This is a genomic window from Trichococcus pasteurii (genome assembly GCF_900112935.1).
Taxonomy (GTDB): Bacteria; Bacillota; Bacilli; order Lactobacillales; family Aerococcaceae; genus Trichococcus; species Trichococcus pasteurii.
The window spans coordinates 39,070-60,448 of the sequence record NZ_FONM01000005.1; the positions used below are offsets into that span (position 1 = coordinate 39,070).

The 21,379-nt window shown below is 44.2% G+C and carries 22 protein-coding genes and 1 pseudogene; 21 read left to right on the forward strand and 2 right to left on the reverse strand.

The features are described 5' to 3' along the window. Positions 1-175: 175 nt before the first annotated feature. On the reverse strand, positions 176-550 hold the full coding sequence (locus tag BM184_RS06185; RefSeq protein ID WP_086943201.1) for a nuclear transport factor 2 family protein: 375 nt from the start codon (positions 548-550) through the stop codon (positions 176-178). 204 nt (positions 551-754) lie between these two features. On the opposite strand from BM184_RS06185, the gene BM184_RS06190 reads away from it, so the two are divergent. The 17 genes from BM184_RS06190 to BM184_RS06265 all read left to right on the forward strand — a co-directional run bounded on the left by BM184_RS06190 (position 755) and on the right by BM184_RS06265 (position 17,121). After that, positions 755-1,186 carry a hypothetical protein gene (locus BM184_RS06190; protein ID WP_086943200.1) on the forward strand — a complete coding sequence of 144 codons (432 nt, stop codon included), beginning with the start codon at positions 755-757 and terminating at the stop codon, positions 1,184-1,186. A 121-nt stretch (positions 1,187-1,307) separates the two neighbouring features. Further along, positions 1,308-2,096 (forward strand): glutathione-dependent disulfide-bond oxidoreductase, encoded by a 789-nt coding sequence (gene yghU / locus BM184_RS06195; RefSeq protein ID WP_086943248.1) that lies wholly within the window; start codon positions 1,308-1,310, stop codon positions 2,094-2,096. Between the two features lie 261 nt (positions 2,097-2,357). Beyond that, positions 2,358-3,686: an MATE family efflux transporter gene (locus tag BM184_RS06200; protein WP_086943199.1), complete on the forward strand. Its 1,329-nt coding sequence runs from the start codon at positions 2,358-2,360 to the stop codon at positions 3,684-3,686. Next, positions 3,670-4,026 (forward strand): hypothetical protein, encoded by a 357-nt coding sequence (locus BM184_RS06205; protein ID WP_086943198.1) that lies wholly within the window; start codon positions 3,670-3,672, stop codon positions 4,024-4,026. The genes BM184_RS06200 and BM184_RS06205 overlap by 17 nt, the downstream gene beginning before the upstream one ends. Positions 4,027-4,121: 95 nt before the next feature. Beyond that, the gene (locus BM184_RS06210; protein ID WP_086943197.1) at positions 4,122-5,045 is read left to right on the forward strand and encodes a helix-turn-helix domain-containing protein; all 924 of its coding nucleotides are present in this window, start codon (positions 4,122-4,124) and stop codon (positions 5,043-5,045) included. A gap of 552 nt (positions 5,046-5,597) precedes the next feature. After that, on the forward strand, positions 5,598-7,868 hold the full coding sequence (gene pflB / locus BM184_RS06215) for a formate C-acetyltransferase (RefSeq protein ID WP_086943196.1): 2,271 nt from the start codon (positions 5,598-5,600) through the stop codon (positions 7,866-7,868). Positions 7,869-8,284: 416 nt separating this feature from the next. Further along, entirely contained in the window at positions 8,285-8,743 is a 459-nt protein-coding gene (locus BM184_RS06220) for a nuclear transport factor 2 family protein (RefSeq protein WP_086943195.1), read from the forward strand. Between the two features lie 70 nt (positions 8,744-8,813). Beyond that, the gene (locus BM184_RS06225; RefSeq protein WP_218150987.1) at positions 8,814-9,710 is read left to right on the forward strand and encodes an SDR family NAD(P)-dependent oxidoreductase; all 897 of its coding nucleotides are present in this window, start codon (positions 8,814-8,816) and stop codon (positions 9,708-9,710) included. Next, the gene (locus tag BM184_RS06230) at positions 9,703-11,307 is read left to right on the forward strand and encodes a phytoene desaturase family protein (RefSeq protein WP_086943194.1); all 1,605 of its coding nucleotides are present in this window, start codon (positions 9,703-9,705) and stop codon (positions 11,305-11,307) included. The genes BM184_RS06225 and BM184_RS06230 overlap by 8 nt, the downstream gene beginning before the upstream one ends. A 163-nt stretch (positions 11,308-11,470) precedes the next feature. Continuing rightward, positions 11,471-12,430, forward strand: coding sequence for an alpha/beta hydrolase (locus tag BM184_RS06235; protein WP_086943193.1), 960 nt, complete (start codon positions 11,471-11,473; stop codon positions 12,428-12,430). Positions 12,431-12,481: 51 nt separating this feature from the next. After that, a complete protein-coding gene (locus tag BM184_RS06240; protein WP_086943192.1) occupies positions 12,482-12,829 on the forward strand; it encodes a cyclophilin-like fold protein in 348 nt (115 codons plus the stop codon). Positions 12,830-13,009: 180 nt separating this feature from the next. After that, on the forward strand, positions 13,010-14,209 hold the full coding sequence (locus BM184_RS06245; protein WP_086943191.1) for an ATP-binding protein: 1,200 nt from the start codon (positions 13,010-13,012) through the stop codon (positions 14,207-14,209). Positions 14,210-14,273: 64 nt separating this feature from the next. Beyond that, entirely contained in the window at positions 14,274-15,350 is a 1,077-nt protein-coding gene (gene rsgA / locus BM184_RS06250) for a ribosome small subunit-dependent GTPase A (protein ID WP_086943190.1), read from the forward strand. 20 nt (positions 15,351-15,370) lie between these two features. Next, complete coding sequence (locus tag BM184_RS06255) at positions 15,371-15,691, forward strand: DsrE/DsrF/TusD sulfur relay family protein (RefSeq protein WP_086943189.1); 321 nt, start codon at positions 15,371-15,373, stop codon at positions 15,689-15,691. Between the two features lie 50 nt (positions 15,692-15,741). Further along, a complete protein-coding gene (locus BM184_RS15505) occupies positions 15,742-15,855 on the forward strand; it encodes a TMEM175 family protein (RefSeq protein ID WP_256213053.1) in 114 nt (37 codons plus the stop codon). Next, on the forward strand, positions 15,852-16,337 hold the full coding sequence (locus tag BM184_RS06260; RefSeq protein ID WP_256213054.1) for a TMEM175 family protein: 486 nt from the start codon (positions 15,852-15,854) through the stop codon (positions 16,335-16,337). The genes BM184_RS15505 and BM184_RS06260 overlap by 4 nt, the downstream gene beginning before the upstream one ends. A gap of 178 nt (positions 16,338-16,515) precedes the next feature. After that, complete coding sequence (locus BM184_RS06265) at positions 16,516-17,121, forward strand: hypothetical protein (RefSeq protein ID WP_086943188.1); 606 nt, start codon at positions 16,516-16,518, stop codon at positions 17,119-17,121. Here BM184_RS06265 and BM184_RS06270 read toward each other — a convergent pair whose 3' ends face one another. Then, the gene (locus tag BM184_RS06270; protein ID WP_177208566.1) at positions 17,122-17,409 is read right to left on the reverse strand and encodes a hypothetical protein; all 288 of its coding nucleotides are present in this window, start codon (positions 17,407-17,409) and stop codon (positions 17,122-17,124) included. It lies immediately after the preceding gene. A 127-nt stretch (positions 17,410-17,536) separates the two neighbouring features. Here BM184_RS06270 and BM184_RS06275 point away from each other — a divergent pair, with 127 nt between their 5' ends. The 4 genes and pseudogenes from BM184_RS06275 to BM184_RS06290 all read left to right on the forward strand — a co-directional run bounded on the left by BM184_RS06275 (position 17,537) and on the right by BM184_RS06290 (position 21,291). Beyond that, the gene (locus BM184_RS06275; RefSeq protein WP_086943187.1) at positions 17,537-18,376 is read left to right on the forward strand and encodes an ADP-ribosylglycohydrolase family protein; all 840 of its coding nucleotides are present in this window, start codon (positions 17,537-17,539) and stop codon (positions 18,374-18,376) included. Positions 18,377-18,590: 214 nt separating this feature from the next. After that, positions 18,591-19,985 (forward strand): alkaline phosphatase, encoded by a 1,395-nt coding sequence (locus BM184_RS06280; protein ID WP_218150988.1) that lies wholly within the window; start codon positions 18,591-18,593, stop codon positions 19,983-19,985. Positions 19,986-20,162: 177 nt separating this feature from the next. Beyond that, positions 20,163-20,417: pseudogene (locus tag BM184_RS06285) on the forward strand (PhzF family phenazine biosynthesis protein); the annotation flags it as partial. Between the two features lie 133 nt (positions 20,418-20,550). After that, the gene (locus tag BM184_RS06290) at positions 20,551-21,291 is read left to right on the forward strand and encodes an alpha/beta fold hydrolase (RefSeq protein ID WP_086943185.1); all 741 of its coding nucleotides are present in this window, start codon (positions 20,551-20,553) and stop codon (positions 21,289-21,291) included. Positions 21,292-21,379: the final 88 nt, after the last annotated feature.

Below are 21,379 nucleotides of genomic sequence, written 5' to 3' on the forward strand. Positions count from 1 at the left end.
AAGAAGGGGTGCCCCAAAACTACTTTTTTAATAGTTTTGGGGCACCCCCTGTTTTGTATACATTTAACGCAACAAATTATTTAAACCCAAAAAGAACAGGAAACAGGAATGCTACGATCCCAGTCCAGATGAAATAAACTAACAAATAACCTGTCTGCCATTTTTACATTGTCCTTCACTCCAGTATCTTCCAGAAAGAATCCTTGCGGATAATCTTTCCTCCAGCGAACTCGAGCAGATCAACTCCTCGCACTTCAAGCTGTTGCCCTGATTTAGTTGTACCGGTGAGAATCCACTCCGATACTCCCAAATCACCGCAGATCCAGTGCTGATCGTTTCCATAATGCACATCCGGGATACCCTCGAATCGACTTGCCAAGCCTGCTCTAACCTCCGCTTTTCCGACATAGCGATTGCCGCGTGGTTTGGCTCCTCGGGGCATATAGAAGATGCAATCATCTGCAAAATAGCTCATGATGGCATCCAGGTCGTGACGATTGAATGCTTCCAGAAAGTCCTTCAATGTTTCAACGGTTACTTGCTCAGACATAAAATTACCTCCATGTATCATACTTTATTCGGAAGAGCCGGAGAGCTTTCAATCTGTTTAAATTTTGTTATGTAACTGGATGAAGACGTATAATAATAACCAGAGGGGACGGACAATTGTTTTGTGAATGCCCTAACTAAAGTATACGTTCAAGATTTCCATCAAGCAAATTACAGCTGTTAGACGCTAATTAAGGAGGAAAGTATGAAAAACATGGAGTTCTCAATCGAAATACATGCCTCTAAAGATAAGGTTTGGGCAACGCTTTGGGATGATGCGACATTCCGTGACTGGGCAAGTCTTATTGATGAAGGAACCTACATGAAGGGCATCATGACAGAAGGAAATGAAATCCAGTTCCTGTCATCCCTAAATGGTTACGGTGTTACCAGTCTGATAGCAAAACTTAGTCCGAATGAGTACGTATTATTCAGGCACAATGCGGACACAAAAGAAAGCGGGCAGCAGGAACGCGAAAAAGAGTGGACCGGAGGCACAGAGAGTTATTCCCTTTCTGAAAAAAATGGCGTGACCACATTAATTGTCAAAATCGACGTTCCCCAAGAACAAGAAGAGACATTCCGTATCAGGATTCCAGAAGCACTGGAGCGCATAAAAACGTTGGCGGAAAAATAGATGAACCAAAGAAACCATAAGGTGACCAATAATTGCGATAGTTGGATAAGCAAAAATTTGGGAACAGTGGCGCATGAGTAGTATGATGAAGCTACGAATAAATATTAAGAGGAGTGGTATGATGACGGCATATGAATTACCAAAAGTGTGGGAGTGGGAAGAAGAGAATTCAAATAAAGTGGGCAACCGTCCAACAGCCGGCAGTCGTTTCGAGCAAAAATTACCAGTCGGAGAGGCTCCGTTCCAACTCTATTCATTGGGAACGCCGAATGGCATAAAAGTAACGATCATGTTCGAAGAACTGAAAGAATTGGGGGTTGAGGGCGCAGACTATGACTTGTACACTATCAATATTGGGGAAGGTGACCAGTTCGGTTCGGATTTCGTCGAGATTAATCCGAACTCCAAAATTCCGGCGCTGGTTGACCAAAGTCTGAGTCCGCGTGTGGAAATTTTTGAATCGGGTTCCATTCTTCTTTACTTAGCCGAGAAATTTGACCAACTGATTCCAACTGATATCCATGGCCGGACCGAAACCCTTAATTGGTTGTTCTGGCAAATAGGGGCGGGGCCTTATGTTGGTGGAGGATTTGGACACTTTTTCGCATACGCTCCAGAGGCTATGCAATACCCGATTGATCGCTTCACGATGGAGACGAAACGGCAACTGGATTTGCTCGATAAAACCTTAGCGCAACGCCCTTATATAGCTGGTGATACCTATACCATCGCAGATATTGCCATATGGTCTTGGTACGGTCGTTTAGCTTTAGGAAAACTATACAAAGGATCTTATGAATTCTTGAATCTGGATGAATACCCTCATCTATTGGAATGGTCCAAACGTATTGCAGGTCGACCAGGTGTTCAAAGAGGTCTTGCAGTGGAGTATAAACCGCTTGGGGAGTAGTTCAGGGAAATAATGCACTGACAATAGGGTTGGTTGCTTATCTTTGATGCTGAAAAAAGCAGTCATCCATTCGAACTGTCTGAATGCCATGGCGGTATTGACAATCAGTCTCAAAAAAATTATAATCAAAAGACGTTAATCAAATAGACAATCCTCTCTCTGCCACCGGGTAGGGAGTCCAAGGTGTTCAGAAATACTCCGATAGGTCTTCGCAGGAGTATTTCCGGGACACCTTTTTTTTTGTCGGAAGGAGACTGCAACATGGAAAAATCATTATTGAAGGACTTCTCAAAGTACGTCAGCCTGAATATTCTGGGGATGATCGGCGTATCGTTTTACATATTGGCCGACACCTACTATATCGCAAAAGCGTTGGGGGCCACCGGGATTGCGGCATTGAATTTCGCCATCCCGGTCTTCAGCATCATCCACGGTATCGGTTTGATGATCGGCATCGGCGGGGCTGCCCGTTTCGGCATCCTGAAATCCCGGAACAAACACAAAGAAGCAGAAGCGGTTTTCGCAGGAGCGCTTAAGCTGGGCACTCTCGCAGGCTTGCTGTTCGCTGTGCTCGGATTGTTCGGTTCGAGGGCATTGTCAGCGGTTTTGGGTGCCGATGCGGTCACATTGCCCTTGACGCATGCCTATATGGCCACGATTATGGTGTTTGCGCCATTTTTCATCCTGAACAATACGGTCCTGGCTTTCGTCCGGAACGACAACAATCCCAGACTGGCCATGCTGGCGATGCTTGGCGGCAGTGTTTCGAATGTCATCCTGGACTACATTTTTCTGTTCCCTTTCAAAATGGGGATGTTCGGTGCCGCCTTTGCGACAAGTCTTGCCCCGATCATCAGTTTGGGCATCCTCTCGATCCATTTCGCAAGAAAGGAATCCCGGCCTGCTATTTTGAAGCACAAACTGACGCGTCCGGCGATCAAGGACATCCTCAATCTGGGATCTTCCACTTTCGTTATGGAAGTGTCCTCAGCGGTCGTGCTGACGACCTTCAACCTGTTGATTTTGGGGCTTGAGGGAAACAAAGGGGTTGCCGCCTACGGGATCGTCGCGAACATTGCCTTTGTGGCGGTCGCGATCTTCACAGGGCTGGGGCAGGGCGTGCAGCCGCTCATCAGCAAATACTACGGATTGAAGGATCGCAAGACGGTCCGGCGCGTGAACCGCTATGCTTTGTTGACGGCGGGGTTCATCGCCGCTTTGATTTACCTGGGGACCTTCTTTAACTCGGAAGCGCTGATCGGCCTGTTCAACAACGAAAATGATCCGGCGATACTCAAGTTGGCGGACAGCGGAATGAAGATCTATTTTCTTGGATTTTTCTTTGTCGGAATCAACATCGTGACGGCAATGATCCTCAGCGCCACCGAAAAAGCACGCGCTGCCTTCGTCCTTTCGGTTCTGAGAGGACTGGCAGTAATTGTGCCGATGGCGATCGTATTGAGCAGCATTTGGGGAATGACGGGCATCTGGTCGGCGTTTGTGTTCTCCGAGCTGATCGTTGCCGGATTTGCGTTCTACTTAGCGACTGCGACGGAGAAGGGGGCCATAGCTTATGGAAATCCTGACTGAAACAATCAAAGCGGAATCACTGAAATCCTTCCAATCAACGATCCGAAAATCCGAAAATGCGTTGAGCAGCATGACCGATAAAGGCGCCAATACGACATTGGTGGCGAAACGGCTCGAGGCACTCCGCATCGGCTTGGCTGTATTGGAACAAGTTTGGGAGGAAAAGCCCCATCCTTACACCCACGAGGAATTGGCGGAAGCCCGCATCCTGCTTGCGGGTTTGCTGCCCTCAATCGAAGGCATCTACGCCAAGTCGAAGCCGGGCAGTCCGCAGAAAACCCTTCTGGAAAGAAGAATCAAGTCGCTGGAACTGGCACTTCAGGCGATGGATGATAGATAGTACCGAAAGAAGCTGACCTTCGCGAATGTGAAGGTTGGCTTCTTAATCTTTATAAAAATAAACATTTCGTGCTATAATCAGGGCGAGGTGATTGTATGGCGATCCAGTATAATAAACTATTTAAACTTCTGGAGGAGCGAAACATCCTAAGAACGGAATTACAAAAGCGAATCGGTATATCTTCCGCAACGATGGCAAAGCTGACGAAGAATGAGCCGGTTTCATTAAAAGTCATCGAGGACATCTGCAGATTTCTGCATTGCCAGCCCGGAGATATCTTGGAAATGGAACAGCAGTCGGAACGACCGTTGTTAAAGCTTTTGAGGGAAGAGAAAGGAATGAAGTTGAAGGGCGGACTGTATCATCAGACCCAAATCAAACTTGCCTATAACTCCAATCGGATAGAAGGAAGCATCCTGTCGGAAGAGCAGACGCGCTATATTTACGAAACGAATACGATAGCGATGCCGAAGGAAGAAGCTACTCCTGTCGATGACATCATCGAAACAATCAATCATTTCCAATGTTTTGATTATATGATTGATGTGGCGGATCAGGAATTGACGGAGGATATGATCAAAGCCTTCCATAGTTTGATCAAATCGAATACTTCCGACAGCAGAAAGGAATGGTTCAAAGTTGGTGATTATAAAGCAAAACCGAATATGGTCGGCGACAACCGAACCGTTTCCCCAGCAAAAGTCAAGGGGGAGATGGCTAAGTTACTCGCAGATTATGCCTCCCTGGAAACCGTACAATTCGAGGATATCATTGCTTTTCATCATCAGTTCGAATCAATCCATCCGTTTCAGGACGGCAATGGCAGAGTTGGACGGATCATTCTGTTCAAGGAATGCTTGCGCTGGGGAATAGTGCCGTTTGTCATCGATGAACGCCATAAACTGTTTTATTACCGCGGCCTGAAGGAATTCGAAACAGCGAAAGGGTATCTGATGGATACGTGCTACTCAGCGCAGGATGAATACAAAAAGCTGGTTGATTATTTCATGGAAGACTAAGCTAAAGTGTCCAATCAAAGCTAGCAAAATACATTCAGACAGGAGAATGAACATGGGGAAAGTAATTTTGGGTCTGACCATTTCTTTGGATGGACTCCCTGCTGGCAGAACGCACATCAGTTATAAAATTATCTAAGGCCATTCTGTAGTTTCATAAGCTCTATTTCGAACCTCCAAATTATTTTTGAAAAACGTTTGACTTAATGTTCAGGTGAAGTCGTAGAATGTAAACAGTAAGTCGCTCCAGCTAAAAAACTGCACGTACCGATGAAAACCAAATGTACCTCTTAACGATAAAGTGGGGGAAATGTGCAATTGTTCTCGTATGCCTCATGGGAATACCGACAATACAAGCGTGAATCTCGTGAAAACGTCATCAGTTATATAACAAGTGATACAGATTTCGATCTGGTTATATAACAGAAATATCCCTATTTAACGGGGTTTCCATCTTTTTTTTAAAAAATGAGTATAACTGTTATAAAAATCAGTCATGATGGTGTATAATGTGAACATAAAAACAAACTTCTAAAAATATGGAGGAATTCGTTTATGAATAATGCGTGGCGTGGTTTTAAAGGTTCTCAATGGCAAAACGGTATTGACGTCCAAGAATTCATCAAAGATAACTACACAGAATATGTTGGGGATGACAGTTTCCTGGAAGGACCTACGGAAGCGACAAATGAATTGTGGCAAGAGATTGTAGAACTCAAAAAGCAAGAAATCGCTAATGGCGGGGTTTTGGATGCAGACACTTCTGTTATCAGTACAATAACTTCTCATCCGGCTGGTTATATCAACAAAGATTTAGAAAAAATCGTTGGTTTACAGACAGAAAAACCATTGAAACGCGGGTTGAACGTTTATGGTGGTATCCGTATGGCAGAAACCGCATTAAAATCTTATGGTTATGAACTTGATCCTGAATTGGATGAATTTTTCACAGAACACCGTAAAACGCATAACCAAGGTGTCTTTGATGCTTACGATGATGACATTCGCATGGCTAGACGCAATAAGATCGTTACGGGATTACCTGACGCTTACGGTCGCGGACGAATCATTCCAGACTTCAGACGTATCGCATTGTATGGTGTTGATTATTTGAAAAAACAAAAACTAAACGATTGGAACGCCTTGCAGGCAAAAACGTATACAGAAGAAGACATTCGTTTGCGCGAAGAAGTTTCAACGCAATATCGTGCATTAGGCAAACTGATCGAATTAGGAAAAATTTATGGCTTCGATATCAGCAGACCGGCAGCAAATGCACAAGAAGCAGTACAATGGGTTTACCTCGGGTTCTTGGCTATGGTTAAAGAAGACAATGGTGCTGCACAAGGTTTAGGGCGTATTGCAGAATTCCTGGACATCTATATCGAGCGTGATCTCCAAGAAGGCACTTTGACTGAAAAAGAAGCGCAAGAATTGATTGACCACTTGGTAATGAAAGTTCGTATCGTTCGTCAACTAAGAACGCCTGAATACGAAGCTTTGTTTGCAGGAGATCCAACTTGGGCAACATTGACATTTGCAGGTATGCTTGATGACAACAATTCATTGGTGACAAAAAATACATTCAGATTCTTGCAAACACTCTATAATATGGGTAACGCACCAGAACCTAATATGACTTTGATGTGGAATGAAAAACTTCCTAAAGGATTCAAGGACTTCTGTGCAAAAGTAAGTATTGATACAAGTGCTATCCAATATGAAAATGACGATGTTATGCGTCACTATTATGGAAGTAATGACGTTTCGATCGCTTGCTGCGTAAGCCCGACAGCAGGAGATACGGGTAGTTCTATCCAATTCTTCGGTGCCAGAGCTTCCCTTCCTAAAATCCTGACTTATGCCGTTACTGGTGGTTACGATGAGAAAAACAGAAGTAAAGTTATCGATGGCCTGGAACCAATCACAGATGAATACCTCGACTATGACACTCTGATGGAAAAAATCGATGCTGTCATGGATTGGGTAGCGACAACTTATGTAAGAGCATTGAATATCATCCACTACATGCACGATAAATATGCATACGAAGCTGTTCAATTTGGTTTGCTGGATACAAAACTCCACAGAATGATGGCTACGGGTATTGCGGGTATCGGCTTGGCAACTGACTCAATGAGTGCCGTCAAATACGCTAAGGTCCGTGTCGTTCGTGACGAAGAAGGCTTCCCGATCGACTATGTTGTTGAAGGCGATCAGTTCCCGACATTCGGTAATAACGAAAAAGCAGCAGACGAAATTGCTGACATGCTGATCAAGAAATTTGTCGGCAAGTTGAAAGCTCAACCTACTTACCGCAATGCTGAAATTACAACTTCTATTTTGACAATTACTTCAAACATCGTTTACGGAAAAGCAACAGGTGCTCTATTCAGTGGACAAGATGCGAAGTACAAAGGCTACAGAGAGGCGTTCACTCCATTGTCTCCGGGAGCTAACCCAAGCTACAGCAGCCCTTACAAAGGTGCGCTGGCAGCATTGAAATCAGTAAGCACGATCGATTTTGAAGATGTCAAAGATGGATCTTCCTATACATGGGCAGTTCATCCGAAAGCATTAGGAAAAGAACGTGATGTTCAAATAGAGAACTTAACGATGCTATTGGACGGATACTTTGGAAAAGACGGTGGACATCACTTAAACGTAAATGTATTTTCTAAAGAAGGACTGGAAGAAATGCTGAGAAATCCAGAGAATTATCCGCAAGCTACCATTCGTGTATCAGGGTATGCGTTGGAATTATCAAAAGCAACGAAAGAACAAATTTCAGACTTGCTGGAACGCGTTATCCACGGTTCTTTCTAAATAAAATAAGAAACAAAGACTGACTTTGCGGCAAAATCATTAACTTAAGCAACGTGACATCTGTAAAAAAAGCGAGAATGCATTTATTGCATTCTTGCTTTTTTTTGACTGCGGGCGGGGCCAAATTGTTTAATGTTCCTCAGTTATTCGACAATCTCGGTCTGGCAAGATGTCGAATTGTCAAAAGTTTCATGACATTCGACAATCTCGGCTCAAACTGGTGTCAAATTGTCGGATCTACCTCACGTATTCGATAATTTTTGGCACCACGCTGAGCAGTTCTTCTGAATTTTGCTCGCCAATCCCACTGCGGACTCTCAAAGTCGGGAAGACTTCGTCACTAGGGATGTTGGCAACAATATGCTAAAATAATGGTAAATAGTTGAATTCAAAATATGCAGAAAGAGATGATGTATATGGAAGAATTTGAAACGGAAAAAGAGCACAGACTCACGCTGGAACTTGTAAAAGAACTCTGGTCAAAAACCTACAATACCGATGGAAATCCTGATTGGTCACACATCTTACCTTACTATGACGATACTATTTACTTCAGAGATACCATACAGGAGATCAGAGGTATTGCGGCATTCAAGGAAATGACGGACAGACTGACAGAACGCTCAAAAGATTTGAATATGAAATTGGTTAAAGTTGTGCAGCAGGGGGATGATATATTCATCGAATGGGAGATGACGATCAGCTATAAGAAATATCCCAGCTCCATCTTATACGGTCTTTCAAGATTAACCCTAAATGAGCAGGGCAGAATTATTGAGCAACGGGATTATTATGATCTGTGGGGAGATATATTTGACAACATCCCGTCATTCGGTAAAAGATACAGAAAATTCATGAAGAAAAAATTTGGGTGACGATATGAAAAATAATGGGATAAAATTCAGAAAATATTTTAAGGAATATCGTTTGTCCAATGTGTGGGCCATGATAAAAAACAACTCCAAAAGCCCATTGATTTGTTCGGATGATTGCAAGGACAAGCTGGTTGTCATAACAGGTGCCACTTCCGGAATCGGCTATGCCGTTGCCAATAAGTTCGCCTCAAAAGGTGCGGATCTGATCTGCATCAACAGAAACAAAGAGCGCTCAGAAGCTTTGAAGCACGAAATCGAGAGTGCGTACAAAGTAACGTGTGATTATATTTTGGCTGATTTCAGCAGCATGGCTGATACACATCAAGCTGCCCGTCGTTTGCTGGAAATTGAGAAACCGATTGATATCATTATCCATAATGCCGGCATTTATCTTACAAAGCGACAAATCACTTCAACTGGAATCGAGAAAGTCTTTATGGTCAACTACCTTTCGTCTTTCATCATGAACTACATCTTAAAATATAAACTAAAATCCCAGGGGAAATGTCGCATTGTATTGGTAAACTCAGAAGGGCACCGCTTTGCGGCTTGGGGGATGCGTTTTGATGATTTGGATTGGTCAAAAAGACGTTATTCCGGTTTGAAAAGCTACGGTACGGCCAAACTCGCTGAACTCTTAGCGATGATAAAATTTGAAGAGTATTTCCGAGGGTCGGGCGTAACCATCAATGCGATGCATCCCGGAGCTGTAAAAACAGCCACAGGACAGGATAATGGTCCATTATACAAGTGGTTCAAGAAGAATGTATTGGACAAAACGTTAAACCCTGTTTCGGTTGCAGCAGAAGCGATGTACTGTTTAGGGGTTTCTGAAGATCTGGCAGCAATCAGTGGTGAATTTTTCAATCTGACAACGCTTGAAGAACCTGCTCCACCAGCTCTGGATGTTGAGAATGCAATAGTTCTGTGGGAAATAAGCTTGAAAATGGGGAATTTGAATGAATAATGCGGAACAAAAAAGATATGATGCCATAATTGTAGGTGGAGGACTTGCCGGGCTTACGTCTGCGGTGTTTCTTTCCCAAGCAGGCAAGAAAATTTTGCTTATCGAAAAAAATGCTGAATTTGGTGGATTGGTAAATTCATTTGAAAGGGATGGTTTTGTTTTTGATGCTGGAGCCAGAGCCATTTTAGGAGTCGTTTTAGCGATGCTGAAAGACTTGAATCTTGATATTGAGGTTGTCTCAAGCAAGGTTTCCCTGGGCGTTGAGGATAAAATCATCGGCATTGAAGGTCCGGAGTCTGTTGGCGAATACAGAGATTTGTTGGTGAGCCTCTACCCAGATAGCGTAGAGGATATCGATAAGTTCATAAAAGTCATGATCAGAATAATGAAGCTGATCGATATCATCTATGGCATCGATAATCCATTATTTAAAGATATCAAGAGGGATAAGAAGTATTTTTTAAAAGAACTTTTGCCATGGTTACCGAAGTTCCTGTTCGCGATGAGCAGGATTGAAAGGCTTTCCAAACCTTGTGAGGAGGATCTCAAGGAGCTTATTAAAGATCCGTCCCTTATCGATATCATTTCACAACATTTTTTCAAAGGCACACCAACATTTTTTGCATTGAGTTATTTCACGTTGTACAGCAGCTATGTGTACCCAAAAGGGGGGACAGGCAAGCTTGCCGAAGCATTAGTGGAAAAAATACAAGCGTTCAAAGGTGACATACGCCCCAACACGGTTGTAAAAAAAATCTGTGCCGACCAACAGGTAATTGTCGATGAGAACAACAACGAATACTATTATGAAGACCTTGTCTGGGCTGCAGACCTAAAAACTTTTTACAATATTGTCAGTCTGGGTAACCTGGCCCCAAAAATAAGGGAAAAGTTTGAAACCACAAAGGCATTGATGGCAAAAGGCAGGCCTAGCGAATCTGTCTTCTCGCTCTACTTGGAAATTGATTTGCCGGTGTCCTATTTTAAGGAGTCCTTCAATGGGCATCTGTTTTACACACCATCCAGAAAAGGGTTGGGCAACATCAATAAAAGTGAGCTCAAGGAAATGCTGGAAAAATGGGGAGAGACGGATAAAACCGAAGTTCTTTCCTGGCTGGATCGTTTCCTGGAATTCAACACTTATGAAATAGCCATCCCGGCTATGAGAGATTCTGACCTGGCCCCGGAAGGCAAAACGGGTTTGATAGTCAGCCTGCTTATGGAGGCGGAATTGTTCTATAAAGTCGAAGAATCCGGCTGGTATGAGGAGTTCAGAAGGGAAATCGAAGATAAAATAATCAGTGTGCTTTCTGAAAGTTTATGCCCTGAGTTAAAAGATAAAGTGGAGAAACAATTTTCCTTTACACCTTTAAGTGTTGAAAACCGAGTCGGGAGCACGGGTGGGGCAATCGTGGGCTGGTCTTTTGAAGCCCCGATCCCGGTTATTTATAAAATGCAGCAAGTGAACAAATCAGTACTTACGCCTATTCCGAACATTTATCAAGTAGGGCAATGGGCATACAATCCAGCCGGAACACCCACCTGTATTATTACGGGTAAACTAGCCGCTGACAGGATAATTAAGAAAAACAAGTGAGCATCCAATGATTCGACAGTTCTAAATCTCCTATTTTCGACCGCCATAAAATTATTCTCTGAAAAACATTTGACTTAATGTTCAGGTGAAGTCGTAGAATCTACTTAAGCGCACTGCTTGGAGATTAAACGAACAAAATCATGAATAATTTGGAGGAAATGATATGACAGAGAATACTTACAGAACTTTTGAACTCAGCGATAAGGTAACGGTTGAACAGGTCACTTTTAAAAACCGCTACGGCATAACCGTTGCGGCGGATTTATACTTATCTAAGGACATCGATACATCCCAAAAATATCCTGCCCTTATCGTCGGTACACCATACGGCGGCGTCAAGGAGCAAGGCGCAGGGATTTATGCGCAGAATATGGCGGAACGCGGATTTGTTGCGATTGCGTTCGATGAATCCTATAACGGTGAAAGCAGCGGCGCTCCAAGACACGTTTCGTCTCCGGACATCTTTGCCGAAGACTTCAGTGCAGCTGTGGATTACATTGGCACGCGTCCATTTGTGGACAGGGACAAAATCGGTGTGATCGGCATCTGCGGCAGCGGCGGGTTTGCAGTGACAGCGGCGCAGGTCGACACGCGGATCAAAGCGGTTGCCACAGTAAGCATGTACGATATGAGCCGGGTGATGCGCTACGGTTGGGCAGACAGCATGACGGATGAGCAACGCACACAGCTTTTTGACCAACTAGGTGAACAACGCTGGAAAGATTTCCAGGGCGATGAACCGGAATTGACGCCTGCTTTCCCAAGCGAGCCTGTGGATTCTATCCCTGAAGGAATGGATCCGATCAGCAGTGAATTCTTCGGCTATTATGCGATGAAACGCGGATTCCACCCGAACTCGATCGGCGCGTTCACGAAGACGAGCGCCATGGCTTTCATGAACTTCCCGTTGATGAACTACATCCAGACGATTTCTCCGAGACCGATCCTGTTCATCATCGGTGAGCATGCGCATTCGCGATATTTCAGCGAGGATGCCTATAAAATGGCGGCCGAACCGAAGGAACTGGTTGAAGTTGCCGGTGCTGGCCACGTGGATCTGTACGACAGAACCGATCTGATTCCGTTCGATAAACTGGAGTCGTTCTTCACGGAAAATCTGTAAAATTCGAATCGGACTTTTCTGAATCAAATCCACTTATAAGGGGATGATAAGATGCCAAAGATGACGATCAAAATCGGGGACGCCAGTTACCTGATAACACTTTACGACAACGCAACTGGGCAAGCACTGATTGACAAACTGCCGATGACTCTAAAAATGGATGAACTGAATGGGAATGAAAAATTTCATTATCTTTCGGAGACCTTGCCAACGGATTCCCAACGAGTCGGCAGAATCAAAGCCGGGGATGTGATGGTGTACGGTTCCGACTGTCTGGTGATTTTCTACAAAGATTTTTCGACTTCTTACAGCTACACTCCGATCGGGCATATTGAAAATCCAGCCGGGCTTGTGCAAGCCCTCGGCCGCGGGAGTGTCGATGTCACATTCAGTAACTGATAACAGAATCAAGCGAGAGATGGGATGACCATTTCTCGCTTTTTTACAATAATAGATAAAATTTATATCGGTTCAAACGAAATAAAATTCAAATAATTGTTTTTATTTCGTTTGGACGAAATAAAAACTAATGAAAAGCCGTTTTTTCTGCTATAATGAAATAAAAGAGGGTGATATATAATGATTATAAGAGAGCACTATTTATCCAAGATTAGACCTTTTTACGAATCAGATTTGGTGAAAGTCCTCATAGGTATGCGTAGATCAGGGAAATCTGTCTTATTAAAGCAAATAATTTCGGAATTGATGGCAAGAAATATTGATGAATCTCATATTGTGTATTTGAATTTCGAAGATTTAGAATATTCATTTATAGAAACCGCGCTGGATTTACACAAATACATCAAAGAAAAAATAAATGATACTGATAAATACTATTTATTTTTCGATGAAATTCAAAATGTAAAAGATTTTGAGAAAGCAATAAACTCATTTCGGGCAGCATTAAATTGCAGTATATTTATAACTGGCTCCAACGGGAAATTATTATCCGGAGAATTAGCGACGCACTTATCCGGAAGGTATGTGAGCTTTAAGATTATGCCATTCTCATTCAGAGAGATGTGTACATTTAAAGGAATAACAAAAGATACTGTAACGGATGATGACTTTATGGAGTATTTGATTTATGGAGGTATGCCGCAAAGGTTTTTGATGCAGACAGAAGAAGAAACTCGAGTATACTTAAGAGATCTATATAATTCAATTGTATTAAGAGATATCATGCAACGAGGTAACATCAAAGATATAGATACCTTAAACAGAATAATTGAGTACATGGTACTGAATACATCACAAACATTTTCTGCAAAATCAATTTCCAATTATTTCGAAAGAATCAACAAAAAAATATCAACCGATACTATTTACCAATACCTTGAACACATTACTTCATCGCTCATAATAAACAAAGCAATCCGATACGACATCCGTGGGAAAAAAATTCTTACCAGATCTGATAAATATTATCTGACCGATTTAGGATTTGCTGCAATAAAAAATACCGGATTCAAAACTGAAATTGGTGCACTTATAGAAAATGTCATTTTCAATGAGTTCATTCACAGGGGTTATGATGTATATGTTGGTAAAACTCCTAAAGGAGAAGTTGATTTTATTGTAATGGATGGTAAAGACCGTGCTTATTATCAAGTGGCCTATCTTTTGGCTGATGAGAAAGTTATTCAACGAGAGTTTGGAGCATTTGATTCGGTGAATGACCATTTTCCAAAATATGTTTTATCTTTTGATAAATTTGATTTTTCAAGGAATGGGATTAAACACATGAATATTATCAAATTTTTATTGGAGGATCAGTAAAGTATCCTGATAATTTGATTTGATTCATCAAGGCTAAAGTAATTTCTGAGAGGAAGTGAATGAAATGCCTGACAAATTAATAAATCTGGGATTCACGGACAGGTTCGCGCAGGAAGCGACTCTTTATCCGGACCTGCATCCGGCAAGAGTCATCGCGCAATACAAGGAATTGTACCGGGTTGCGACCGCTGAATCGGAGATGCTGGCCGAAATATCCGGGAAAATGCGCCATGCTGCAGTCGATATGTCGGACTATCCGGCAGTCGGCGACTTTGTGATGATCGACCGGAATGAGGGGAGCCAGGACCATGCCATCATCCACCACACACTGACAAGGAAAAGCGTGTTTATCCGGAAAGCAGCCGGAAAAGCGCATGATGTTCAGGTTGTGGCGGCGAACATCGACATTGTCTTCATCTGCATGTCGCTCAACAATGATTTCAATCTGCGGAGATTGGAACGCTACCTTGCGATTGCGTGGGACAGCGGGGCAACACCGGTGATTGTGCTGACGAAAGCAGATCTATGTGCGGATATCCCGGAAAAGTTGCATGAAATTGAGACGATTGCTTTCGGGGTTGATGTACTGGTCACGTCGAGCCTGAGCAAGGACGGATATACGGCCGTCCTGAAATACATCACACTGGGCCAGACCGTCGTCTTCATCGGCTCATCCGGTGTGGGAAAGTCAACCTTAATCAACCGGATCCTTGGGGAAGAACTGATTGAAACGCGGGAAATCAGAAGAGATGACAAAGGCCGGCACGCAACCACAAACCGGGAACTGTTCCTCATTCCGACGGGCGGCTGCATCATCGATACGCCGGGCATGCGCGAACTCGGTTTGGAAAGCGCCAACCTGGCGAGGACGTTTGTCGATATCGATGAATTGGCGGCACAATGTAAATTCAAGGATTGTCAGCACGAAAACGAGCCGGGCTGCATGGTCAAGAAGGCGATAGCGGAAGGCACACTGACCGAAGAACGGCTGCAGAGTTACCTGAAGCTCAAGAAGGAAGCCAAATACGAGGGCATGAATTCCAAACAGATCGAAAAAGAGAAAATCAGCACCATGTTTTCCGACTTTGGCGGCATCAAGAATGCTAAGAGGTACATCAAATCAAAAGATAAGGGCAAATAAAAAAATTTGGAGGAATCAAAATGAAATTAGGAATCATCATCGAAACAAAGGAATACGAAAAATCCTGGAACGCCATGAGGTTCGCCGTGACCGCGAAGAAGACCGGACATGAGGTGAAAGTTTTCCTGATGGGCGAAGCCGTCGAAATCGAAAACATGACCCACGAAAAATACGATGTGGCTACACAAGTACAAGCTTTTGCCGAGTTGGACGGAGAAATATTGGCTTGCGGTACCTGTCTGAAGTCACGCAACATGGAAGGTTCGGAGGTTTGCCCGATCAGCACCATGATCGATTGCGTCCAGATGGTCGAGTGGGCGGATAAGGTCGTTACTTTCTGAAAAACCACTGAAATTAATGAGCTCCTGCATATTATAGAAGGGAAATTGCTATGGGGGAAAATCGGCTAGAAGCTTTCAGCGATGGTGTGTTGGCGATTATCATCACTATCATGGTCCTGGAATTGAAGATTCCGGAAGAGCAAGGGATAGAGTCACTTTTGTGATCTTTCCAACGTTTTTGAGCTACATACTGAGCTTTATTTATGTCGGGATTTATTGGAACAATCACCATCATCTGCTGCACACTCTTCAAAAGGTGACAGGTCCTGTTCTCTGGGCTAACCATCATCTGCTTTTTTGGTTGTCGTTGGTTCCTTTCGCATCTGGTTGGATGGGTGCAAACCATTCTGCAACGGTGCCCGCAGCACTTTATGGCATAGTGTTGCTGATGGCTTCGATTGCCTATAATGTGCTGCAAAAACTGATCATCAATACTGAACAGGGCAGTTCGACGCTCAAGCAAGCCATCGGTAATGACACAAAGGGGAAAATATCCATGCTAGCCTACATGATCGCTGCCGGGTTAGCAATCATTCAACCTTGGATAGCCCAGGCACTGTACGTGATTTTGGCATTGCTCTGGTTGATCCCTGATAGGCGAATTGAGCGCATGTTGTACAGCACCGAAAAGGATGAAAGATCATAAAAATAATGAAGCAACGAAGGCAAATGTGACTTAAGGACGCAAGGACAATCTGAATTTCCGACTGTCCTTGCGTCCTTTTTACATACTTACCTTTTTGTGCGTAATTTACAGAATCTAAAATCATGCTAGACTGATGATAAGAACAGCACAAATCATTCATGTAAAGGGGAAAAAAAGTATGAACATAGCCATGAGAGCAGAGAACTTTATCGCAGTGAATTCCTTTATCACCAACCTCGATTTTGACGGAACAGAAGTGCTTAGGGTCATAAAAGATCCGAAAATAAAAGCTTTTGATGAGCCGACCTATGCCAGAGTAATCGGCACCACCTTCAAGAACGGCACGATAGAAGTGAAGGTTTTGAGCCGTCTTTTGCCGGACGCGCCTGAATTCGCCAGAGGGTTCCTTGGTATTGCGTTCCGCATCGATGAAAACAACGAGCATTTTGAATCGCTATACATTCGCCCAACCAACGGCAGGAATGAAAACCAACTGAGAAGGAACCGATCCACACAATATTTCTCATACCCCGACTACAAATTCGACCGATTCAGAGCCGAAAGTCCAGGCGAGTACGAATCCTACGCTGACATGGATCTGGACGAATGGATCGATCTGAAAGTCAAAGTGGACGGCGAACATGCCGAACTTTACGTGAATAATTCGAAGCATCCCGTATTGGTGGTCAATGACCTGAAACACGGACCGGACAAAGAAGGCGCCATCGGACTATGGGTTGAAGAAGGGACGGAAGGCTTTTTCAAGGACTTGAAGGTCTATTGATTATTTCTCTTTGTGATTGTGTCCTTTCATCATCATCGGCATCATCAAAAACATCATAATCGGGCAGATGAACGGCGCGATGCTCAGCAGGATTCCTTGATAGCCGATCAGCGGCAAGACGACCAGCAACAACAGCGGCAAGCCGCAGCATAAAGCCAAGTGCAGGAAGTGTTTTTTGTGGCTGTGCTTAGATGCTCTTGCGTCGTTGTGGTCATGGGTTTTCGGCGGATAGACGGATTCTGTCGGGAGGTTCTTTTCTTCTGGGTCATTATTTTTGCAGCAATTCATAAGGTCATCTCCTTGTTTACTTTAATTAATATAGTTATACATCTTCAATGTGTGGATGATATGGAGAAGTCGTTTTTTGGGAGTAATGTTGGATGTACATTTCAAGCGAGAAATGGAGGGAAATCCTATGTTGGGCGCAATTATCGGGGATATAGTAGGTTCCCGTTTCGAGTGGAATAATCACAAGGACAAGCATTTTGAACTATTCACGGAAGATTGCCGGCTGACAGACGACAGCATCATGACATTTGCTGTCGCCAAGGCTCTGATTGAAACGGAGAAGGTTATGGAATCCGTGGGTGAGGGGCAGGAAAGAAGCGCAGACTATTATGTCTTGCTAGAAACGCTGAGCATCCAATACATGCAGTCGTTCGGCCGTCGTTATCCCGATTGTGGATTCAGCCGGGCGTTTTTCCAATGGATCGTCAGCGACGACCCCAAACCTTACAACAGTTTCGGCAACGGTGCGGCCATGCGAATCAGTCCGGTTGCGTATGCAGGCAGAACCGAAAAGGAGATACAGCGCCTATCCGAAACCGTCACTGGTGTGTCCCACAACCATGAAGAAGGCCTAAAGGGTGCGGAAGCTACGGCTACAGCCATCTACATGGCGCGTTCAGGTTCATCCAAAGACGAAATCAGAAAAAGGATTGGGGAAAACTACTATGATCTGGATTTCACTCTTGATGAAATCAGGGACTCCTACCGCTTTACAACGGATTGCCGAGCGACGGTTCCCCAAGCAATAGTGGCCTTCTTGGAATCCACTTCGTTCGAGGATGCCATCCGCAATGCGGTTTCGCTTGGCGGGGACAGCGATACACTGGCCGCCATTGCAGGTGCGATAGCGGAAGCCCATTATGGCATCCCCGAACAGATAAAAGAACGAGCATTGGGTTACTTCGATGCGGAACAGTTCTCGGTGTATGAGGAATGGGTTCGGTTCATAAAAGACATAAATCAGTAACCAAAAGGAAAGCCTATGGATCAATAGTTGATCTGCAGGCTTTCTTTGTTGCGTCCACCTAATTCGATATTGGAATTAACTATTTTTTCACAAAGTTTACAGAAAATATATATACTGTTAACAAGAAAATGACATTCAAGGAGTACACTGATATGGAAAGTGAAAGAAACAAGCAAGCTATTTTTGGGTATGCGATATGAGGAGGAATTGGAAAATGGTAAACAAAAGAATCAGAAGAACAATTACGGCAGCTTTGATGGCAGGGGTTATGAGTACAGCGACGGTTGTTCCGGTTATGGCTGCCTCAAACAACGATGCTAATTTGACCGGCAACGGCAAAGATGTCAAAAATGTCATTCTGATGATTTCCGATGGCTGGGGATACAACCAAATTTTAGCGACGGATTACTATACCGAAGGGAAAGCAGGTACGCAAGTCTACGAAAACTTCCCGACACAATTGGCTTTGAGCACTTATTCGCTGGGAGATCTGACGACGACGGACAACGCTGATGGCGTATACGATCCTGCTACCGTTTGGGAAAATTTCAACACTTTGATGAACAACCCTACTGACTCTGCCGCTGCGGGTACAGCGATGTCAACTGGCGTTAAAACCTATGATGCCGCAATCGGTGTCGATGAACAACCAGAAGATTTGACGCATATGACACAAGATTTTGAAGCGCAGGGCAAGGCGACTGGCGTGGTCAGTTCCGTGGAATTCAGCCATGCTACGCCAGCAAGTTTCGTGGCGCACCATGAGAGCCGCAATGATTACAGCATTTTGGCGAACGAAATGATCAAGGATAGCGCGACCGACGTCATCATGGGTGCCGGAAATCCATTGTATACCGATAATGGTGATAATGCAGCCGTACCGAACTACAGATATGTGGGTGGAGCAGACACTTGGAACGGTTTAGTTGACGGTTCATTGGATGTTTCCGATGCGGACGGCGACGGAATCGAGGATGCTTGGACGTTGATCCAAAGCAAAGCGGAGTTCGAAGCGCTTCAGACCGGCGAAACAGCAAGCCGTGTCATCGGCGTGCCGGAAGTCTATACGACCCTGCAGCAAGCCAGAGGAGGGGATTCCCAAGCCGACGCTTATGCCGTGGAGCAAAACAGCAACGTGCCTGGCCTTGATGTTATGGCGACAGGCGCATTGAATGTTCTGGATAATGACGAAGACGGCTTCTTCCTGATGGTCGAAGGCGGCGCAATCGACTGGGCAGGGCATGCCAATCAGAGCGGACGCCTGATCGAAGAACAAGCAGCCTTCAATGATTCCGTAGAAGCAGTCTACGAATGGGTGGAAGAAAACAGCAATTGGGGCGAAACGCTGCTGATCGTTACCGGCGACCACGAGACCGGCTATCTGACCGGAACAGCAGGCGTGTATGATGAAGTGGTGAACAACGGAACAGGCGTGATGCCGACGATGGCATGGAATTCCGGGAACCACACCAACCAATTGATTCCTTTCTTTGCGAAGGGTGCTGGGGCAGAAATCTTCAAGAAAGTTGCCGATGAAACGGATACTGTAAGGGGCGCTTACTTGGATAACACGGAAATTTCCGAAGTCATCCGCACCTTGATCGACTGATAAGACTAAGCTGAATAATTATGAAGGAACTAAAAGCCTGCGGATCATTCAATTGATCTGCAGGCTTTTTTTGTCAAGGCAAAGAAGCGCTGTTGTTCATCAAAAAGGCAAAGAAGTGTTTGCAGGCAATCATCTGACTGACGGCCGATTGGGTATAGCCGAGTTTGTCCTCAGCTTACCGCAGAAGGCAAGGACTACGACTGCGTGACGCGCAGCTTCGCACCGAAACTGGGCGTGTGGGAAGACCCGGTTTGCGGCTCCGGCCACTGCCATGTGATTCCGTTGTGGGCTGAAAAAATGCACAAGACCGAATTCCGCGCTTTCCAAGCCTCGCAACGCACGGGCGAATTGTATTGCCGCATGGGAAAGGACCGCGTTATGATTGCGGGAAAGACAGCATTGTATTCAGTTGCGGAGATTTTTCTGCCATAATTTATCTGGTTGAATAGCTGAGGTGGTATAATAATCTTGTAAAGAGTGACCTTAGGTTTGATTTATAGGTCCATGTCGTATATGTAAAATCGTTGCCTTTCCTTCGTCCGGGACCATAGGGAGAGTATTGGATATGAAATTTCATGAATTCGGGAATAGGAACCAAACAACAGTCATGCTTATCCATGGCCTTGGGACTACGTGGGATAAGAGTTTCGGTAAAATGATTCCTTTGCTGACGCCTCATTATTTTGTTGTCGCAGTCGGGCTCGATGGGCATAATCCAGAAGAGGAATCCAATTATATAAATGGGGAAAAAGAAGCAGAACAGGTTGAAAAATATATTCACAATCACCTTGATGGAAAGATAGACGTGATTTATGCATCATCTCTGGGCTGTATCACTGCACTTTTGACTGCCTATCGCCGGAAAGTGACAGTCAGGAATATTATCCTGGACGGTACAGCCGATATGTCGCTTGGCATATTCAATAAACCAGCGTCAAAAGTAGCCGGTTGGTTTGGTGAAAAAATCATAACGGGTAAGATGAATGGATTTCTGAAACTTGGAGGTATCACCCCTGAGATGCTTCAAACATTTCTATATCCCGGCATCTCCAGAACGACCATGAAAAATGCTTTCTATGACGCGGCTTCCATGTTCGATCAGATCGATAAAATGGAGCCCTATCATGCAGTCCGGTTAGCGTGCTGGTATGGCAGCAAGGAAAAGTTGGCTGCGAGAGGTGCGAAAAAAATCAGAAAAACATTCCCGAACGGTAAGGATACCTTGTTCAAAGGCTTTGGGCATGGTGAAATACTGCTTCATCCCGAACAATTCTTCAAGGAAATGCAACTGTTTTTGAATGAGTGAATTAAAAATTTTTCTTGAATGGCTTGATATTGAAATCCGAGGATGTATGAAATAAACTTGATTCAGAAATGAAGTTGGATGGTGTGAA

Bases quoted from the DNA above. Each gene is read 5' to 3' on its own strand.
- BM184_RS06185 (WP_086943201.1), bottom strand. From the start codon at position 550: ATGTCTGAGCAAGTAACCGTTGAAACATTGAAGGACTTTCTGGAAGCA.
- BM184_RS06190 (WP_086943200.1), top strand. From the start codon at position 755: ATGAAAAACATGGAGTTCTCAATCGAAATACATGCCTCTAAAGATAAG.
- yghU (WP_086943248.1), top strand. From the start codon at position 1,308: ATGACGGCATATGAATTACCAAAAGTGTGGGAGTGGGAAGAAGAGAAT.
- BM184_RS06200 (WP_086943199.1), top strand. From the start codon at position 2,358: ATGGAAAAATCATTATTGAAGGACTTCTCAAAGTACGTCAGCCTGAAT.
- BM184_RS06205 (WP_086943198.1), top strand. From the start codon at position 3,670: ATGGAAATCCTGACTGAAACAATCAAAGCGGAATCACTGAAATCCTTC.
- BM184_RS06210 (WP_086943197.1), top strand. From the start codon at position 4,122: ATGGCGATCCAGTATAATAAACTATTTAAACTTCTGGAGGAGCGAAAC.
- pflB (WP_086943196.1), top strand. From the start codon at position 5,598: ATGAATAATGCGTGGCGTGGTTTTAAAGGTTCTCAATGGCAAAACGGT.
- BM184_RS06220 (WP_086943195.1), top strand. From the start codon at position 8,285: ATGGAAGAATTTGAAACGGAAAAAGAGCACAGACTCACGCTGGAACTT.
- BM184_RS06225 (WP_218150987.1), top strand. From the start codon at position 8,814: ATGATAAAAAACAACTCCAAAAGCCCATTGATTTGTTCGGATGATTGC.
- BM184_RS06230 (WP_086943194.1), top strand. From the start codon at position 9,703: ATGAATAATGCGGAACAAAAAAGATATGATGCCATAATTGTAGGTGGA.
- BM184_RS06235 (WP_086943193.1), top strand. From the start codon at position 11,471: ATGACAGAGAATACTTACAGAACTTTTGAACTCAGCGATAAGGTAACG.
- BM184_RS06240 (WP_086943192.1), top strand. From the start codon at position 12,482: ATGCCAAAGATGACGATCAAAATCGGGGACGCCAGTTACCTGATAACA.
- BM184_RS06245 (WP_086943191.1), top strand. From the start codon at position 13,010: ATGATTATAAGAGAGCACTATTTATCCAAGATTAGACCTTTTTACGAA.
- rsgA (WP_086943190.1), top strand. From the start codon at position 14,274: ATGCCTGACAAATTAATAAATCTGGGATTCACGGACAGGTTCGCGCAG.
- BM184_RS06255 (WP_086943189.1), top strand. From the start codon at position 15,371: ATGAAATTAGGAATCATCATCGAAACAAAGGAATACGAAAAATCCTGG.
- BM184_RS15505 (WP_256213053.1), top strand. From the start codon at position 15,742: ATGGGGGAAAATCGGCTAGAAGCTTTCAGCGATGGTGTGTTGGCGATT.
- BM184_RS06265 (WP_086943188.1), top strand. From the start codon at position 16,516: ATGAACATAGCCATGAGAGCAGAGAACTTTATCGCAGTGAATTCCTTT.
- BM184_RS06270 (WP_177208566.1), bottom strand. From the start codon at position 17,409: ATGAATTGCTGCAAAAATAATGACCCAGAAGAAAAGAACCTCCCGACA.
- BM184_RS06275 (WP_086943187.1), top strand. From the start codon at position 17,537: ATGTTGGGCGCAATTATCGGGGATATAGTAGGTTCCCGTTTCGAGTGG.
- BM184_RS06280 (WP_218150988.1), top strand. From the start codon at position 18,591: ATGGTAAACAAAAGAATCAGAAGAACAATTACGGCAGCTTTGATGGCA.
- BM184_RS06290 (WP_086943185.1), top strand. From the start codon at position 20,551: ATGAAATTTCATGAATTCGGGAATAGGAACCAAACAACAGTCATGCTT.